This window comes from Streptomyces sp. NPDC107498, from assembly GCF_055582805.1.
Window position 1 is genome coordinate 101,711 of the sequence record NZ_JBVJPE010000012.1, and the last position, 17,809, is coordinate 119,519.

At 72.6% G+C, this 17,809-nt stretch carries 13 protein-coding genes; 10 read left to right on the forward strand and 3 right to left on the reverse strand.

What is annotated here, in order from left to right:
• Positions 1-71 precede the first annotated feature (71 nt).
• The 6 genes from ACZ66Z_RS21995 to ACZ66Z_RS22020 all read left to right on the forward strand — a co-directional run bounded on the left by ACZ66Z_RS21995 (position 72) and on the right by ACZ66Z_RS22020 (position 8,895).
• Positions 72-2,159 (forward strand): glycogen debranching N-terminal domain-containing protein, encoded by a 2,088-nt coding sequence (locus ACZ66Z_RS21995; protein WP_469936403.1) that lies wholly within the window; start codon positions 72-74, stop codon positions 2,157-2,159.
• A gap of 109 nt (positions 2,160-2,268) precedes the next feature.
• Positions 2,269-3,033 (forward strand): NUDIX hydrolase, encoded by a 765-nt coding sequence (locus ACZ66Z_RS22000; protein WP_469936405.1) that lies wholly within the window; start codon positions 2,269-2,271, stop codon positions 3,031-3,033.
• A 122-nt stretch (positions 3,034-3,155) separates the two neighbouring features.
• A complete protein-coding gene (locus tag ACZ66Z_RS22005) occupies positions 3,156-4,961 on the forward strand; it encodes an ATP-binding cassette domain-containing protein (protein WP_469936407.1) in 1,806 nt (601 codons plus the stop codon).
• Between the two features lie 160 nt (positions 4,962-5,121).
• The gene (locus ACZ66Z_RS22010; RefSeq protein WP_469936409.1) at positions 5,122-6,009 is read left to right on the forward strand and encodes a FadR/GntR family transcriptional regulator; all 888 of its coding nucleotides are present in this window, start codon (positions 5,122-5,124) and stop codon (positions 6,007-6,009) included.
• Positions 6,010-6,385: 376 nt separating this feature from the next.
• Complete coding sequence (locus tag ACZ66Z_RS22015) at positions 6,386-7,933, forward strand: RNA polymerase sigma factor (protein WP_469936411.1); 1,548 nt, start codon at positions 6,386-6,388, stop codon at positions 7,931-7,933.
• Positions 7,934-8,076: 143 nt separating this feature from the next.
• Positions 8,077-8,895: a S1 family serine peptidase gene (locus ACZ66Z_RS22020; RefSeq protein WP_469936413.1), complete on the forward strand. Its 819-nt coding sequence runs from the start codon at positions 8,077-8,079 to the stop codon at positions 8,893-8,895.
• A gap of 178 nt (positions 8,896-9,073) precedes the next feature.
• On the opposite strand, the gene ACZ66Z_RS22025 is transcribed toward ACZ66Z_RS22020, so the two are convergent.
• Positions 9,074-9,307 (reverse strand): DUF7455 domain-containing protein, encoded by a 234-nt coding sequence (locus tag ACZ66Z_RS22025; RefSeq protein WP_030687247.1) that lies wholly within the window; start codon positions 9,305-9,307, stop codon positions 9,074-9,076.
• Between the two features lie 433 nt (positions 9,308-9,740).
• On the opposite strand from ACZ66Z_RS22025, the gene ACZ66Z_RS22030 reads away from it, so the two are divergent.
• The 3 genes from ACZ66Z_RS22030 (at position 9,741) to ACZ66Z_RS22040 (ending at position 14,222) form a co-directional block, all read left to right on the forward strand.
• A complete protein-coding gene (locus ACZ66Z_RS22030; protein WP_469936415.1) occupies positions 9,741-11,858 on the forward strand; it encodes a DNA gyrase/topoisomerase IV subunit B in 2,118 nt (705 codons plus the stop codon).
• A 331-nt stretch (positions 11,859-12,189) separates the two neighbouring features.
• Positions 12,190-12,633: a DUF485 domain-containing protein gene (locus tag ACZ66Z_RS22035; RefSeq protein ID WP_469936607.1), complete on the forward strand. Its 444-nt coding sequence runs from the start codon at positions 12,190-12,192 to the stop codon at positions 12,631-12,633.
• The gene (locus tag ACZ66Z_RS22040; RefSeq protein WP_469936417.1) at positions 12,630-14,222 is read left to right on the forward strand and encodes a solute symporter family protein; all 1,593 of its coding nucleotides are present in this window, start codon (positions 12,630-12,632) and stop codon (positions 14,220-14,222) included. Before ACZ66Z_RS22035 ends, ACZ66Z_RS22040 begins: the two co-directional genes overlap by 4 nt.
• A gap of 20 nt (positions 14,223-14,242) precedes the next feature.
• Here ACZ66Z_RS22040 and ACZ66Z_RS22045 read toward each other — a convergent pair whose 3' ends face one another.
• Together ACZ66Z_RS22045 and ACZ66Z_RS22050 are read right to left on the reverse strand one after the other, a co-directional pair.
• Positions 14,243-14,932: a response regulator gene (locus ACZ66Z_RS22045; protein ID WP_469936419.1), complete on the reverse strand. Its 690-nt coding sequence runs from the start codon at positions 14,930-14,932 to the stop codon at positions 14,243-14,245.
• Positions 14,929-16,638: an ATP-binding protein gene (locus ACZ66Z_RS22050; protein ID WP_469936421.1), complete on the reverse strand. Its 1,710-nt coding sequence runs from the start codon at positions 16,636-16,638 to the stop codon at positions 14,929-14,931. Before ACZ66Z_RS22050 ends, ACZ66Z_RS22045 begins: the two co-directional genes overlap by 4 nt.
• A gap of 112 nt (positions 16,639-16,750) precedes the next feature.
• On the opposite strand from ACZ66Z_RS22050, the gene ACZ66Z_RS22055 reads away from it, so the two are divergent.
• Entirely contained in the window at positions 16,751-17,806 is a 1,056-nt protein-coding gene (locus tag ACZ66Z_RS22055) for a CobW family GTP-binding protein (RefSeq protein WP_469936423.1), read from the forward strand.
• The last annotated feature ends 3 nt before the right edge of the window (positions 17,807-17,809 follow it).

Here is a 17,809-nt window from a genome sequence, read left to right on the forward strand (position 1 = left end):
GAGGCGCACGAACCGTCCCGCCGACACCCTGCCGGCCGCCCGGTCCGCACAGAGAGCACTCCGTACCCGCCATGGCTCCCAGCCCCGTTCCGGCCCCTGGCCGCCCCGCCGGACCGCCCACCGGCCAGTCGTCCGGACATGCCTCCGGACACACGTCAGGTGCCGGCGTCGCGTTCCCGCGCGCGGCGCGTCCCGCGGAACTCCCCTCGGTGCACGGTGCGCTCCTCTGCGTGGCCCTGCCCGCCCTCGCCGTCTGCGCCGAACACGGGCAGCTCACCGGAGAAGGACCCGAGGGGGTGTACGAGGCGGGGCGACGCCTCCTGTCCCGCTGCGTCCTGCGGGTGGCGGGGCGTGAACCCGTCGCGCTCCAGGGCCGCATGGCGGCCTCCGACCGGGCGGTGTTCCTCGGTGCCCTGCGCGTCCCCGGCGACACCGGCCCCGACCCCGCCCTCACCGTCGAACGCGTCCGGAGCGCCGACGGCACCGAGCGGATCACCCTGCGCAGCGCCGCGGCCCGGCCCCTCCGGCTCCCCGTGGAGGTCGCTCTGGGGACGGATCTCGCGGACATGGCAACGGTGGCGTCCGGGAGAACCGGCCCCGAGCTCGCCGCGAGCGTCCACGGCACCGGACTGCGCTGGACCGGCGGCGACGGCCGATCCGTCGCCGTCACGGCGGACCCGCCGCCCATGGACTCCCTGGCGGCGGCGGGAGTACTGCGCTGGGAAGTCGAACTGGCGCCCGGAGCGGCGTTCACGCTCCGTCTGCGGCTGCGGGGGGAGTCGGCCGCCCGCCCCACCGCCTCCACGGGGGCGGGCTCCGGGCGGCCCGGCGGCCACCTCCTGGCCGAAGCCCGGGCCGAGGGCGACGATCCCAGGCCGGGGGAACTGCTCCGGGCCTCCGTCGACGACCTGCGCGCCCTGCTCCAGCGCGACCCGGCCCACCCCGCGGACGTGTACCTCGCGGCCGGTGTCCCCTGGCGCTGCGGACCGGTCACCTCCGAGGCGCTCTGGGCGGCGCGGATGGTCCTGCCGCTCGGCACCCGGCTCGCCGCCACCACCCTGCGCGCCCTCGGGCGCACCCAACTCCCCGGCGACGGAGCGGAGTCCGGTCGTCTCCAGGGCCCCCTCAGGGACGCGGGCCCGCACCTCCCGCCCCGCTGCACGGGCATCGAGGCGACCCTCGCCTTTCCGGCCGTGCTCGCCGAGGCGCGCCGCTGGGGGCTCCCGCCCGCGGACCTGGAGGAGCTGCTTCCCGTGGCGGAGCGATGCCTCGACTGGCTCCGGCGCACGGCCGGCCGGAACGGGTTCGTGCCGGACCCGGGGCCCGCCGGGCCCTGGCGGGCCGAGACCCAGGCGCACGCCCACCGTGCGGCCCTGCTCGGTGCCGACCTCCTCGACGGCTGCGGGCGACCCGGGGGAGACGCCCTGTGCGACGGGGCGCGGATCCTGCGCGAGCGGTTCCGGCGGGAGTTCTGGCTCGACGACCCGGCGGGCGGTCGCCCCGCCGTCGCCCGGGCGCCGGACGGCCGGACCTGGCCCCAGCTGGGCGGGTGGGCCGCGCACCTGCTCGACACCGGGCTGCTGGGCGGCGGCCGGTACGCCCAGGGCCTCCTGGACAGGACGGAGACGGAACAGGTGGCCAGGCTGCTCGGTGCCCCGGCGCTCGACTCCGGCTGGGGGCTGCGGAGCCTCGGGACCAAGGAGCCGGGTCACAACCCCTTCGGTCACCGGGCCGGAGCGGTCCGGGTGCACGAGACGGCGGTCGCCGTGGCCGGGCTCGCCGCCGTCGGTCACGAGAAGGAGGCCGCCTCCCTCCTGCGGGGGCTGCTCGACGCGTCGGAGGCCTTCACCCATCGGCTCCCGGAGATGTACGCGGGGGAGCAGCGGACGGCGGGTGGGCGCCCGGTGCCCCACCCGGCGGCGTGCCGGCCGGCGGCCGTCGCGGCCGCCGGAGCGGTTCAGGCGCTCCTCGCCCTCGCGGGCATCAGACCTGACGTGCCGGGCCGGTCCGTCTCGGTGCACCCGCTGGCCTCGGCCCCGCTCGGCGCGATCAGGCTGTCGGGGCTGGTGGTGGCCGGCGAACCCTTCGCCGTACGGGTCGGCAGGCTGGGGCTCGGTATGGTCGAGGAGGCCGCAGAGGGCCTTCAGCTGGGGGTGTGACGGGATGCCGGGCGCAGAGACGGGGGAAGCCTTGCGACGCGGTGAGAAGGCCGCGGCCGATGCCTCGGCGAGACGTGCTTATCGTCAGGAAGACGACTATGATCGCGGCATGCCTCCCTACGACCCGTCGGCCTTTCCCCCCTTCGCCGTGACCGTCGATCTGGTCGTGCTCACCGTGCGCAGCCACGCGCTCTGCACCCTGGTCGTACGGCGAGGCGAGACGCCGTATCAGGGGCGTTGGGCGCTGCCCGGCGGTTTCGTGCGGGCCGAGGAGGACCTCGGAGCCGCGGCGGCGCGCGAGCTAGTCGAGGAGACCGGTCTCTGTGCCCACGACCCCGCCGCCCCGTCGCCCGTGCCGAGCAACGGCGCACATCTGGAGCAGCTGGCGACGTACGGGGCGCCGGACCGCGACCCGCGCATGCGGGTGGTGAGCGTCGCGCACCTGGCGTTGGCGCCGGACCTTCCCGCCCCGCGCGCGGGCGGCGACGCGAACAGCGCCCGTTGGGCCCCGGTCGAGGAGCTCCTCGGCGAGGACGAGGCCGCCGAGGACGGGGGACCGGGGGCGCTCGCCTTCGACCACGCCCGGATCCTCGCGGACGGGGTGGAACGCGCCCGGTCCAAGATCGAGTACTCCTCCCTGGCCACGGCCTTCTGTCCGCCCGAGTTCACGGTCGGAGAGCTGCGCCGCGTCTACGAGGCGGTCTGGGGCGTGTCCCTCGATCCGCGCAACTTCCACCGCAAGGTGACCGGCACGCCCGGCTTCCTGGTCCCGGCCGGCGGCACCACGACGCGTCAGGGAGGGCGTCCCGCGCAGCTCTTCCGGGCAGGTGGGGCCACTCTTCTCAACCCGCCGATGCTGCGCCCCGAGGTCTGAGAACCGTGTGCCTCCGGCGCTCCTGGGCGCCAACCATGCGCGGAAAGTCCGAAATGTAGCGTTATCTTGCTGCGATAGCGCCGCCCTGCCGCGGAGCGGTGTCACCTACCGCGAGAGAAGCGATGCTCCAGGCAATCGGACTGACCAGCACCCCCCGCCGCGATCGCCCGCCCGCCGTGGACGATCTGACCTTCGAGGCCCGGCCGGGCGCCGTGACCGCCCTCCTCGGCCCCCGGGGGTCCGGCAAGACGACCGCCCTCCGGCTCATGCTCGAACTCGAGCCGGGCCGTGGGGTCACCTACTTCCGCGGCCGGCCGCTGCACCGCATCGCCCACCCGCCCCGCGAGGTCGGCGTGCTCCTCGGCGACGTCCCCGGGCACCCGTCCCGTACCCTCCGGGGGCAGCTGCGGATGCTCTGCGCCGCCACGGGAGTTCCCGCCGCACGGGCCGACGAACTGGTGCGGACCGTGGGCCTCGCCGGCCTGGAGCGCCGGCGGATCGGCACCCTCCCGATCGGCGCGGACCGTCGACTCGGGCTCGCCGCGGCCCTGTTGGGAACGCCCCACACCCTGCTGCTCGACGAGCCGGCCGCGGGTCTCTCCGTGCCCGAGAGCGGGTGGCTCCACGAGCTGCTGCGGGCTCATGCCGCCGAGGGGGGAACCGTGCTGTACACCACGGAGGACCCCAAGGACGCGGCCGGCAACGCCGACCGCGTCGTCACCCTCGACGGCGGCCGGCTCGTCGCGGACCAGGACGCCGTCGAGTTCGCCCGCACCCGCTTGCGCCCCCGGGTCGTCGTCCGGACCCCGCACGCCGCGCGTCTGGCCGCGGCCGTCACCCAGGAGGCCAGAGCCGCCCGCCGTCCCGTCGAGGTGGTCGCCGAGGACGGCAACCGCCTCTCCGTCTACGGGAGCGACTGCGCGGCCGTCGGTGACACCGCCTTCCGGCACGGCGTACCGATCCACCGGCTCGCCGACGAGAGAGGGGGCGACGGCGGTGCCGGTGCCGGTCGCGGCAACGTCGCCGGGCGGGCGCGGAGCGCGCGGGAAGGCGAGGAGGCGGGGGGCTCCGGGAGCCGGACCGCCGTGTCGACGGACGCCGGGCAGCCGTCCGGGGCCACCGGGCGGGAGGCCCCGGGCGGGCGGCGGCGCCCCGCGCGCTCACCCCTGCGCCCGCTGCGGTACGAGCTCCACCGCCTCCTCGGCGTGCCCTCCACCCCGCTCGTCGCAGCCGCCGTCCTGCTCGTCTCCGTGACGCTCGCCCTGCTCCTCGGCCGCGGCGGCCGAGTCGAGCTGCCCGTCGTGCTCACCGGCTGGCCCCCGCTCTCCCCGCTGCCGCCCGCGGCCCTCGGCGCGGGGCTGCTCGGGGCCTTCTCCTTCGGCGAGGAGTACCGCTATCCCGCACTCACCACGGGGCGCGGAGCCGTCCCCCGCAGACCGGGCCTGCTGCTCGCGAAGCTCGCCGTGGCCGCGGTCGTCGCCCTGGTGCTGGGGACCCTCGTCGTGGGGATCGACCTGGAGGTGCTGCGGTTCGTCTACGGCGCCGAGTTGGTCCCCGTACCCAGGAACTGGCCGACCCTCTGCTCGAGTTGGCTGGGGCTGGTCGTCGGCTGCGCGTGGGCGGGGGTGCTCGGCGCCGGGGTGTTCCGGGCCGCCGCGGCCGGGGTGGCGGCGGTGCTCGCGGTGCCCGTCGCCTTCGTTCCGCTGTTGCAGAAGGTGCTGACGGGTCCGTCGGTGCGATCGGCGGCCGGACTCCCGGCGCGGCTGCGCGAGTTCGCCGGACCGCAGTGGTCCCCGACCCTGGACCGGTGGCTTGCGGGGGTGCTGCGGGTGGTCGGTCAGCCCGCGGGGGTGGCGCTCTCGTTGACGTTGACGGGGTTGCTCTGCGCCTATGTGTTCACCGGCCTTCGCCGTAAGGCCCGTTGGTGACCGCTTGCTGACCGAAAGAGCTCGGTTACCCGTCAACTACCTTGGAATATGTCGCAAATGTCCCATTAATCGTCAATTGTGTAGCGGGTGCCGATCACCCTTTCGTGTGCTTTTCACCAAAGACCTCAAGGGTCACGGAGGCAACGCCGACAAAGGATGCGTGAGTACCCTTGCGCACACCATGATGACCGCCGCCCGTTCTGCCGACTCCGGCCTCGGCGCCCCGGGCGATCTCGACCGCTACCCCTACCCGGAGGCGTCCGCCGCCGGCCGTGTGGGTCCGCCCTCCTGGGAGGGAGTGGACACCGACCTGGGTCGCGTCGGCCGCCGGACCGCCGGAAACCGGGGTCGCGGACTGCACGGGCAGCTCGTCCAGCAGCTCGGCCAGATGATCGTCTCCGGCGACCTCGGGGCCGACCGTCCGCTCGTCCCCGAGGAGATCGGCCAGCGGTTCGAGGTCTCGCGCACCGTCGTGCGCGAGTCGCTGCGCGTCCTGGAGGCGAAGGGGCTCGTCAGTGCCCGCCCGAACGTCGGCACGCGGGTCAGGCCCGTCAGCGACTGGAACCTCCTCGACCCCGACATCATCGAATGGCGGGCCTTCGGTCCGCAGCGCGACGACCAGCGCCGCGAGCTGAACGAGCTGCGGTGGACGATCGAGCCCCTGGCCGCCCGCCTGGCCGCCGGGCACGGCCGCGAGGACGTGCAGCAGCGCCTCGCCGACATGGTCGAGATCATGGGCCACGCGTTCGCCCAGGGCGACGGCATCACCTTCTCGCGGGCCGACGTGGAGTTCCACTCCCTCCTGATCCAGCTGGCCGGGAACCGCATGCTGGAGCACCTCTCCGGCATCGTCACCGCCGCCCTCCAGGTCTCCGGGGGGCCCGTCACCGGCTGCGACCGGCCGGGCGAGGCCTGTCTGGCCCACCACGCCCGGATCGTGGACGCGCTCGCCGCCGGGGACGCCCTCGGAGCCGAGAACGCCATGCGGCAGCTGCTCACGGTCCACCCCGAGGTGGAGCGCGTCGTTCCCGCCCCTCGCGAACACTGACCCGCGAGCCGTGGCCGGGAGCGCGGAGGCGCGCGCACCGCGTGCCGCCGGGTTCCGGGCGTCACCCGGGGCCCGGCAGGGCTCCCCGGGCGGCGCCCGGGTTCCGGCGGCGCAAATGTGCCGTGATCGACCGATCTGGCCGTTTCGTCGTGCATGGGGTGTGACTCGGGCCACGAAGATTGGGCGTAACACTCCTCCGAGCCGTGCGATGACCTAAGAGGTGACAGCCGAGGAAGGAATACAGCAGCCGACGGAGGCGCTGTGCAGTTCCCCGGTCCAGCCCGCGCCGTCGACACATTCCCCGTCGGCGGTCGTCGGCTCCAGCCCGATCCAGGGTGGGGCCGGAAGCCGTTTCCATCGTTCCGAGAGGTTGTTCGTGTCGGCCAGCACATCCCGTACGCTCCCGCCGGAGATCGCCGAGTCCGAGTCTGTGATGGCGCTCATCGAGCGGGGAAAGGCTGATGGGCAGATCGCCGGCGATGACGTGCGTCGGGCCTTCGAAGCCGACCAGATTCCGCCAACCCAGTGGAAGAATGTTCTGCGCAGCCTCAATCAGATCCTCGAGGAAGAGGGTGTGACGCTGATGGTCAGTGCAGCGGAGTCGCCGAAGCGCGCCCGCAAGAGCGTCGCAGCGAAGAGCCCGGCCAAGCGCACCGCCACCAAGACCGTCACCGCCAGGACGACCGTGACGAAGAGCACCGTCGCGGCCTCCACGGCTCCCGCGGCCGAGGGCACCGACCCGGCCGACGAGGCCGGATCCCCCGCCAAGAAGGCGGCCGCGAAGAAGACCGTCGCCAAGAAGGCGGTGGCCAAGAAGACCGTCGCCAAGAAGACGGCGGCCAAGAAGACCACGTCCAAGAAGGACGCCGACGAGCTCATCGAGGGCGAGGAGCTCCTCGAGGACGTCGCACCCGGCAAGGGCGAGGACGAGGAGACCGAGGGCGAGAGCAAGGGCTTCGTCCTGTCCGACGAGGACGAGGACGACGCTCCGGCGCAGCAGGTCGCCGTCGCCGGTGCCACCGCCGACCCGGTCAAGGACTACCTCAAGCAGATCGGCAAGGTCCCGCTGCTCAACGCCGAGCAGGAGGTCGAGCTCGCCAAGCGCATCGAGGCCGGTCTGTTCGCCGAGGACAAGCTCGCGAACTCGGACAAGCTCGCTCCGAAGCTCAAGCGCGAGCTGGAGATCATCGCCGAGGACGGCCGCCGGGCCAAGAACCACCTCCTGGAGGCCAACCTCCGCCTGGTGGTCTCGCTGGCCAAGCGCTACACCGGCCGCGGCATGCTCTTCCTGGACCTGATCCAGGAGGGCAACCTGGGTCTGATCCGCGCCGTCGAGAAGTTCGACTACACCAAGGGCTACAAGTTCTCCACGTACGCCACCTGGTGGATCCGTCAGGCGATCACCCGCGCCATGGCCGACCAGGCCCGCACCATCCGCATCCCGGTGCACATGGTCGAGGTCATCAACAAGCTCGCGCGCGTGCAGCGCCAGATGCTCCAGGACCTGGGCCGTGAGCCCACCCCGGAGGAGCTGGCCAAGGAACTCGACATGACCCCCGAGAAGGTCATCGAGGTCCAGAAGTACGGCCGTGAGCCGATCTCCCTCCACACCCCGCTGGGTGAGGACGGCGACAGTGAGTTCGGCGACCTCATCGAGGACTCCGAGGCGGTCGTGCCGGCCGACGCGGTCAGCTTCACGCTCCTCCAGGAGCAGCTGCACTCCGTCCTCGACACGCTCTCCGAGCGCGAGGCGGGCGTCGTCTCCATGCGCTTCGGCCTCACCGACGGCCAGCCGAAGACGCTGGACGAGATCGGCAAGGTCTACGGCGTGACGCGCGAGCGGATCCGCCAGATCGAGTCGAAGACGATGTCGAAGCTCCGTCACCCGTCGCGCTCGCAGGTCCTGCGCGACTACCTCGACTGATCCGTACGAGGTACGCGGCGGCACACGGAAGGGCCCGGTTCCCCGAGAGGGGGAGCCGGGCCCTCCGGCTGTGCGCGGGTGCACGGCGGGGACGCGTGCTGGACGCTGGGTGAACCGACATCACCCGAGAGTCAGGAGGCTCCATGCGTGGTTTCCTCACCCGAGCAGTGACGGGTGCCCTGGGCCTGGTCGCCGCGGCCACGGGGCAGCTCGCCACCGCCGGTCCCGTGGCCGCCGACAGCGTCGTGGTGGGCGGGCAGCCGACCCGGATCACGGACGCGCCGTGGGTCGTGGCGCTGTCCAGCCGTGACCGGTTCGGAGGTACGCGGGCGGGGCAGTTCTGCGGGGGCGTGGTCGTCGCACCGACCAAGGTGCTCACGGCGGCCCACTGCCTGGGCCGCGAGGTGCTCGGTGGGGAGCCCCGGGAGGTGCGCGACTTCGTGGTCATCGCCGGCCGTGCGGTGCTGCGCGGACAGGAGGGCGAGGAGGTCCGGATCTCCGACACCTGGGTCAACCCCGACTACGACCCGACGACCAACTCGGGCGACCTCGCCGTGCTGACACTGGTGAGCGCGCTGCCGCAGTCGTACATGATCGGCGTCGCCCGGCCGGGAGACGCGGCGTACGCGTCCGGGACGGAGGCGGACGTCTACGGCTGGGGTGACACGACCGGGAACGGGGCCTACGCCTCCACGCTGCGGACGGCGCGCGTGCAGGTGCTGCCGGACACGGCGTGCGAGCGGGCGTACCCGGGTGGCTTCGGCGTCCGCTACCAACGCGGGACGATGCTGTGCGCGGGCGACCCGCGGGGCGGGAAGGACGCGTGCCAGGGGGACAGCGGGGGGCCGCTGGTGGCCAGGGGGCTCCTCGTCGGCCTCGTGTCCTGGGGCAGCGGCTGCGGACAGGCGGAGAACCCGGGCGTCTACACGCGGGTCTCGGCGGTGCTTCCGGCGCTCTTCTGAGCCGCGCCCCGCGGGGCGGGCCCGGGGCGGCCCGGGATCTCCCGAGGACGGGAGGACGTCGATGCCACCGGGCGGGAAGGGCGTCGGGTACGAGAACGGGCGGTCACCCCCGCGAAACGCGTGGGGCGACCGCCCGTCGTCCGGTCAGCGACCGGCCCTGGGCTCGTCGTGGATGGCGTCAGGCGTGGTCTTCGCCCATCGTGCGGGCCGGCACGTCCGTGAGCCGGTCCGTCTCATCCTGTATCTCAACGGCGATCTTCTTGAGTTCCGGCTCGAACTTGCGTCCGTGGTGGGCGCAGAAGAGCAAGTCACCTCCGCTGGTCAGAACGACGCGCAGGTATGCCTGGGCGCCGCAGCGGTCGCAACGGTCAGCGGCCGTCAGGGGGCTCGCGGGGGTCAGAACAGTAGTCACGTCGCCTCTTCTCTAGCTCGACGAGCTGTCGTACCAGGGTCAACATCCAACCAGGCCGAAAACGTTCCCGCTCGTGCCTTTTCCTTGAAACTTCTTCCCAAGGCGGCTGTCTGCTGCCGGTTGGCGGCGAATGAGCCGTATTGCATCGCTCTACGGATTTCGCGTTGCTTGTGTGGGTCGGCCCTCCCGGCTGGGTTGCCGGTTGTTCATGAGGACGTGCCCGGAGCCTAAATGGTTCATGCCTGGAAGGGAACGTGATGTTCACGTCACCCCATCGAGGGATCGAACATCCATGCGAGGCTGGACTAGCATGAGGAATCGGGGAGGGTGGCGTGACAACGGCTCTACCAGGCATCGGTACCCTCTGAGCGGTGACCGACGCCGGGCCTTACCCCACCGGGCCAGATTTCAAATTCAGCGAGGAGCGAACCGCGTGACCGCCGAGAAGTCCGTGCCGTCCAGTGCGCTGCTGACCGCAGACCGTGACGGTTCCAACTACACCGCTCGGCACCTGCTCGTACTCGAAGGGCTCGAAGCGGTCCGCAAGCGCCCCGGAATGTACATCGGGTCCACCGACAGCCGCGGCCTGATGCACTGCATCTGGGAGATCATCGACAACTCGGTCGACGAGGCCCTCGGCGGCTACTGCGACCACATCGAGGTCGTCCTCCACGACGACGGATCCGTCGAGGTCCAGGACAACGGCCGTGGCATCCCGGTCGACGTCGAGCCGAAGACCGGTCTCTCCGGCGTCGAGGTCGTCATGACCAAGCTGCACGCCGGCGGAAAGTTCGGCGGCGGGTCGTACGCCGCGTCCGGCGGTCTGCACGGCGTCGGCGCCTCCGTCGTCAACGCCCTGTCCGCCCGCCTCGACGTCGAGGTCGACCGGAACAGCGCGACCCACTCGATCTCCTTCCGCCGCGGCGTCCCCGGCATCTTCACCGAGCAGGGCCCCGACAGCCCCTTCGACCCGGCCAACGGCCTCGTCAAGGGCAAGCGCGTCCCCAAGGCCCGCACCGGCACGCGCATCCGCTACTGGGCGGACCGGCAGATCTTCCTCAAGGACGCCAAGCTCTCCCTGGAGACGCTCCACCAGCGCGCCCGGCAGACCGCCTTCCTCGTCCCGGGCCTCACCATCGTCGTCCGCGACGAGCGGGACCTGGCCGGCGTCGGCAAGAGCGAGGAGACCTTCCGCTTCGACGGCGGCATCAGCGAGTTCTGCGAGTACCTCGCCCAGGACAAGGCCGTCTGCGACATCCAGCGCCTCACCGGGCAGGGCACCTTCAAGGAGACCGTCCCGGTCCTCGACGAGCGCGGCCACATGACCCCGACCGAGGTCACCCGCGAGCTCGCCGTCGACGTCGCCCTGCGCTGGGGCACCGGCTACGACAGCACGGTCAAGTCCTTCGTCAACATCATCGCCACCCCCAAGGGCGGCACCCACGTCTCGGGTTTCGAGCAGGCCATCACCAAGACGGTGAACGAGGTGCTGCGCTCGGCCAAGATGCTGCGCGTCGCCGAGGACGACATCGTCAAGGACGACGCCCTGGAGGGGCTCACCGCCGTCGTGACGGTCCGCCTCGCCGAGCCGCAGTTCGAGGGGCAGACCAAGGAGGTCCTCGGCACCTCCGCCGCCCGCCGGATCGTGGCCAACGTGGTGGCCAAGGAGCTCAAGGCCTTCCTCACCTCCACCAAGCGGGACGCCAAGGCGCAGGCCCGCGCCGTGCTCGAGAAGGCCGTCGCCGCGGCGCGGACCCGGATCGCGGCCCGGCAGCACAAGGAGGCGCAGCGCAGGAAGACCGCGCTCGAGTCCTCCTCGCTGCCGGCCAAGCTCGCCGACTGCCGCAGCGACGACGTGGAGCGCAGCGAGCTCTTCATCGTCGAGGGGGACTCGGCCCTCGGCACGGCCAAGCTCGCCCGGAACAGCGAGTTCCAGGCCCTGCTGCCGATCCGCGGAAAGATCCTCAACGTCCAGAAGTCGTCCGTCTCGGACATGCTGAAGAACGCCGAGTGCGGCGCGATCATCCAGGTCATAGGAGCGGGCTCGGGCCGCACCTTCGACATCGACGCCGCCCGGTACGGCAAGGTCATCATGATGACCGACGCCGACGTCGACGGTTCCCACATCCGCACCCTGCTGCTCACGCTCTTCCAGCGCTACATGCGGCCCATGGTCGAGCAGGGCCGGGTCTTCGCCGCCGTGCCGCCGCTGCACCGGATCGAGCTCGTCCAGCCCAAGAAGGGCCAGGACAAGTACGTCTACACGTACTCGGACAACGAGCTGCGGCAGACCCTCCTGGAGTTCCAGCGCAAGGGGGTCCGCTACAAGGACGCCATCCAGCGCTACAAGGGTCTGGGCGAGATGGACGCCGACCAGCTCGCGGAGACCACGATGGACCCGCGTCACCGCACCCTGCGCCGGATCAACATCGGCGACCTGGACGCGGCGGAGCAGGTCTTCGACCTCCTCATGGGCAACGACGTGGCGCCCCGCAAGGAGTTCATCACCGGTTCGGCGGCGACGCTCGACCGCTCGCGCATCGACGCCTGAGCGGCACCGGCCGTGGGTGGAGCGACACGCTCCACCCACGGGCCGATCACCTCGAGGCTGCTCGCCCGGGAGGCGGGGGCCGCCTCGATCGACGACCGCTTCGCCAGGACCGGGGTGCGCGACCGTCCCCGGGCCGTGCGGTACGCATATCAGCACGGTCCGGTCAGGGAGCCCGGGCGAAGAGTCACCTGATGGGGTGAAGAGAGGGGGGAGAAGAGTCCGGGATCTTCCCGCTCTGTCCATCCTTGTCACGCGACCGGAACGGTTCGCTGACAAGGAGAATTGGTCGGTGGAGCAGGTGGACAGGCAAAAGGGGCGCGACGCCACGGCGATGGCGGTCGACGACCCCTGGTACGACGCGACGGCTTCCGGTGGGGACGGGGGAGCGGTGGCCGGGGCGCCCGGCGACGGCCGGCCCGACGCGGTGCCGCGGCAACGGGTCCACAGTACGGCGGAGATCTATCTGGAGGTCCAGCGGAGCCCCGCCTTCCAGGAAGTGCGCGGCCGCTACCGTCGGTTCGTCTTCCCTGCCAGCCTGGCGTTCCTCCTGTGGTACCTCGCCTATGTGGTGGCGGCGACCGTCGCGCCCGGGCTGATGGCGCGGCCGGTGGCCGGAGCGGTGAACGTGGCGATGGTCGCGGGACTCGGCCAGTTCCTCACCACCTTCCTGCTGACCTGGGCGTACGCGCGCCATGCGCGGCTGCGCAGGGACCGGGCCGCGCTGGAACTGCGCTGGGACACGCAGGAGATGACCCGAGGGGTGGTGCAGCCGTGACCGGGAGCCACCAGACCCTGGCGCTCGTGCTGTTCAGCGTGTTCGTCGCCGTGACCCTGGGGATCACCACCTGGGTGAGCCGCCACCGCCACGGTTCGGCGGAGGAGTTCTACGCCGGAGGGCGACTGTTCTCCCCTCTGGAGAACGGGTTCGCCATCGCCGGGGACTACATGTCCGCGGCCTCCTTCCTGGGCATCTCCGGGCTGATCACGCTCTACGGCTATGACGGCATGCTGTACTCCGTCGGCTTCCTCGTCGCCTGGCTGGTCGTGCTCCTGCTGGTCGCCGAACTGGTGCGCAACTGCGGGCGGTTCACGCTGGCCGACGTCGTCGCCGCGCGGATGTCGGAGCGGCCGGTGCGGATCGCCGCGGGAACCTCCTCGGTGGCCGTCTCCGTGCTGTACCTCGTGGCCCAGATGGTGGGTGCGGGGAGCCTGGTGGCGCTGCTGCTCGGGGGTTCCAGCGAGGCGGCGCGCTCGTGGACGGTGATCGGCGTGGGCGCGCTGATGGTGATCTACGTGACGCTCGGCGGCATGCGGGCCACCACGTGGATCCAGATCGTCAAGGCGGTCCTGCTCATGGCGGGCACGATCGCGCTCACCGTCCTCGTCCTGCTCCGGTTCCACGGCGACGTGAACAGCCTGCTCTCCACCGCGGCCGAGCGCAGCGGACACGGCCTGGACTTCCTCGCGCCCGGACTGCGTTACGGCGGGGACTGGACGGCCCGCCTCGACTTCATCAGCCTCGGGCTCGCCCTCGTCCTGGGCACGGCGGGGCTGCCGCACATCCTGTCGCGCTTCTACACCGTGCCGACCGCCCGTGCCGCCCGCCGCTCCGTCGTCTGGTCCATCGTGCTCATCGGCGGCTTCTACCTGATGACCATCGTGCTCGGCTTCGGCGCGGCCGCCCTGATCGGCCCCGACGAGGTCCGCGCGTCCAACGCCTCCGGGAACACCGCCGTACCGCTGCTCGCCCTCGACCTCGGCGGCGGCGCCGGCTCCACCGGCGGCACCGTGCTCTTCGCGGTCGTCGCCGCCGTCGCCTTCGCGACCATCCTCGCCGTCGTCGCGGGGATCACGCTGGCCTCCTCGGCCTCCGTCGCCCACGACCTCTACAGCTCGCTGCGCCGCAGGCGCGCGAGGCAGTACAGCGAGGTGGCCGTGGCCAGGGTCGCCGCCGCCGGGATCGGCGCGGCCGCCATCGGCCTCGGACTGCTCGCCCGTGACCTCAACGTGGCCTTCCTCGTCGGTCTGGCCTTCGCGGTCGCGGCCTCCGCCAATCTGCCGGTGCTGCTCTACTCGCTGTTCTGGCGGAAGTTCACCACCCGGGGCGCGGTCTGGTCGGTGTACGGCGGCCTGATCCCCGCGGTGCTGCTCGTCCTGGTCTCCCCGGTCGTCTCCGGCAGTCCGGAATCGCTGTTCCCGGGCGTCGACTTCCACCTCTTCCCGCTGCAGAACCCGGGAGCGGTCTCCATCCCGCTGGGCTTCCTGGCCGGATGGGTCGGTACGGTCACCTCGTCCGAGCCGCCCGACGAGGCCCGGTACGCGGAGACCGAGGTGCGGGCTCTGACGGGCGCGGGTGCCGTCTGACCGACCGTCCCGGGCGGGGGTCAGCCGGTGGGCGGCGAGCCCGCCCAGGCGTACCGGTGCTCGGGGCGGCCCGTCTCGCCGTACCGGAGGGAGAGGCGCACCCGGCCGGTGCGTTCCAGGAGCTTGAGGTAGCGCTGTGCGGTCTGGCGGCTGACGCCGGACCGTTCGGCGATCTCCTGCGCGGACAGCGCGCCGTCGGCGGCGAGCAGCACCTGCCGGACCACCTCGGCCGTGGTGGGGGAGTGGCCCTTGGGCAGGTCGGGGGCGACGGTGCCCGCCGACAGGACCCCGAAGATCCGGTCCACCTCGGCCTGCTCCGCCTCGCCGCCGGTCTCCAGGGTGCGGCGGAGCGTCGCGTACGCCTCCAGCTTGGCGCGGAGCCCGGCGAAGCCGAACGGCTTGACCAGGTACTGCAGCGCACCGTGCCGCATCGCCGACTGCACGGTGGCCACGTCACGGGCCGCCGTCACCATGATCACGTCGCACTGGTGGCCGCGCGCGCGGAGTTCCCGTACCGCCGTGAGCCCGTTCTCGTCGGGCAGGTAGTGGTCCAGGAGGATCAGGTCGACCGGCCGGCCGTCCAGGGCGGCGAGCGCCTCGGCGGTCGAGTGGGCGAGGGCGACGACCCGGAAGCCGGGCACTCTGGCGACGTAGGCGGCGTTGATCCGCGCGACCAGCACGTCGTCGTCCACGACGAGTACGTCGATCATCGTGCCGCCTCCGGGGACTCCAGGGCGGTGGACTCCGGGTCGGTGGATCCCGGTCCGGTGGTTTCCGGTCCGGTGGTTTCCGGCTCGGTCAGGGCGTCCGGGAGGACGACCGTGAAGACGGCGCCGCCCCCGGCGCCGTCGGTCACCCCGGCGGTGCCGCCCCGGCGCTCGGCGAGTCGGCGCACCAGGGCGAGGCCGAGGCCGCGCTTGCCGTGGGACGGCAGCGCCTTCGTCGTCCAGCCCTCGGTGAAGATCAGCTCGCGGCGGTCCTCCGGGACGCCCGGGCCGCTGTCCGAGACCCGCAGCACCGCCGTACGGCCCTCGGCGCGGAAGGAGACCTCGACACGGGCGCCGGGGGTGCCGGCGACGGCGTCCAGGGCGTTGTCGACGAGGTTGCCGACGACGGTGACCAGTTCGCGCGGGTCGACGAGCCGGTCCGGCAGCAGGGAGCCGGGCGCGAGCCGCAGCGAGACGCCCCGCTCGGCGGCGACGGTCGCCTTCCCGACCAGGAGCGCGGCGAGGAGCGGGTCGCGGACCTTCTCCGTGACCTGCTCGGCGGTGGCCCGGTGCACGCCGACCACCTCCGTGACGAACTCGACCGCCTCCTCGTGCATCTCCAGTTCCAGGAGGCCGAGGAGGGTGTGCAGCCGGTTGGCGTGCTCGTGGTCCTGGGCGCGGAGGGCGTCGATCAGGCCCCGGGTGGAGTCGAGCTCGCGTCCGAGGTGCTCCAGCTCGGTGCGGTCGCGGAGGGTCGCCACCGCGCCGCCGTCGTCCGTGGGCATCCGGTTGGCGATCAGCACCCGGTGTCCCCGGACGGTGAGCAGGTCCTCGCCGGTGACCCGGCCCGCCAGGACGTCGGCGGTCCGGCCCGGGCCGAGGACCTCGTCGAGCGGCCGGCCCGCCGCCTCGGGGCCGAGGCCGAGGAGGCGCTGGGCCTCGTCGTTCACGAGTCGTACGGAGCCGTTCCGGTCGAGGGCCACGACGCCCTCGCGGATGCCGTGCAGCATGGCCTCGCGTTCGGCGAGCAGGGCGGAGATGTCGGAGAAGGCCAGGTCGTGGGTCTGCCGCTGGAGCCGCCGGGAGATCAGGTAGGCGGCGAGCGCCCCGGCCGCGAGCGCGCCGCCCGCGTGGGCGAGGAGGCCGGGGACGGCGGCGAGGAGCCGGTCGCGGACGCTGTCGTACGCGATGCCGACGGAGACCGCGCCGACGATCCGCCCGTCGGCGTCCCGCAGCGGCACCTTGCCGCGTGCCGAACGGCCCAGGGTGCCGCTGTCGATCTCCATCACCTCGTGACCGGCGAGGGCGCTGCTCGGATCGGTGGAGACGACCCTGCCGATCTCGGCGGGGTCGGGGTGCGACCAGCGCACCCCGCGGGTGTCCATGACCACGACGTACTCGGCGCCCGTGGAGGTCCTGATCCGCTCCGCCTCGGCCTGGACCGGGCCGCGCGCGGACGGCGGGCCGCCGGTGAGGTCCGCGGCGAGCCGGGGCGACGCGGTGCTCCCGGCGACGGCCAGGGCCCGTCGCATGGCCTGGTCGTCGAGCTGGGCGCTCAGCGGGGCGAGGAAGAGGCCGGTGGCGAGGACGGTCACACCGGCCGCGATGGCCAGCTGCATCAGCAGGACCTGCGAGAACACCCGCCGCGGCCACCCGAACCGTCGACGGCGCACGCGGGGGCGCGGGGGGCCGGTCTGTGCGGGGTTCATGCCGGAAACGGTAAGGGGACGCGCCCCGGGACCGGAAACGGTGACGGAACGGACGCCTATTCTGGGGGTTTCCCACGCCCGGTGGGACTCGAAGGAACCGGAGGCACGTCCCTTGACCACGCAGCAGATCCCCGTCGTCGTCCTGGCCGGGTTTCTCGGGGCCGGGAAGACCACGCTCCTCAACCATCTGCTGCGCAGCGCCCGGGGCACCCGCATCGGAGTCATGGTCAACGACTTCGGCGACATCGGCATCGACGCGATGACCGTCGCCGGCCAGGTCGGCTCGACCGTCTCCCTCGGCAACGGCTGCCTGTGCTGCGCCGTCGACGCCGGCGAGCTCGACGAGTACCTGGAGGTCCTGACCCGGCCCGAGTCCCGGCTCGACGTGATCGTGATCGAGGCGAGCGGGCTCGCGGAGCCGGAGGAGCTGGTCCGCATGGTGCTCGCCAGCGAGAACGAGCGGGTCGTGTACGGAGGGCTCGTCCAGGTCGTCGACGCGTCCGAGTTCGAGGCCACCCGGCGGCGGCACCCCGGGACCGACCGGCACCTCGGCCTCGCCGACCTCGTCGTCGTCAACAAGGCGGACCGGGTGGCCGCGGACGAGCTGCGGAACGTACGGGAGACGGTGGCCGGACTCGCGGGGCGCGCCGCCGTGGTCGAGGCCTCCCACGGGCGCGTCGACCCGGAGCTGCTCTTCGACCGGGTCGTACCGGAGGGCGAGATCGAGGGCCAGATGTCGATCGAGGACATCCTGTACGGCTCCGGGGACGAGGGCCACGCCCATCCGCACGCGGCCTACGAGAGCCTCTCGGTGACGGCCACGACGCCGCTGCACCCGCGCCGCCTCATGGCCTTCCTCGACTCGCGCCCCGAGGGCCTCTACCGGATCAAGGGCTTCGTCGACCTCGGCCCCGCCGATCCGGCCAACCGCTACGGCGTGCACGCGGTCGGCCGTTTCCTGCGCTTCTACCCCGAGCCCTGGCCCGTCGGCGAGGAACGCCTCACCCAGCTCGTCCTGATCGGTTCCGGCATCGACACGCCCGCCCTGCGCAAGGAGCTCGCCTCCTGCGAGCTGAACGGCCCGCAGGACGCCCCCGACGAACACGGCATGTGGGGCGTCCTGCGGTACGTGCAGCGGACGGAGGAGGGAGCGGAGGACCCGGTCTGATCC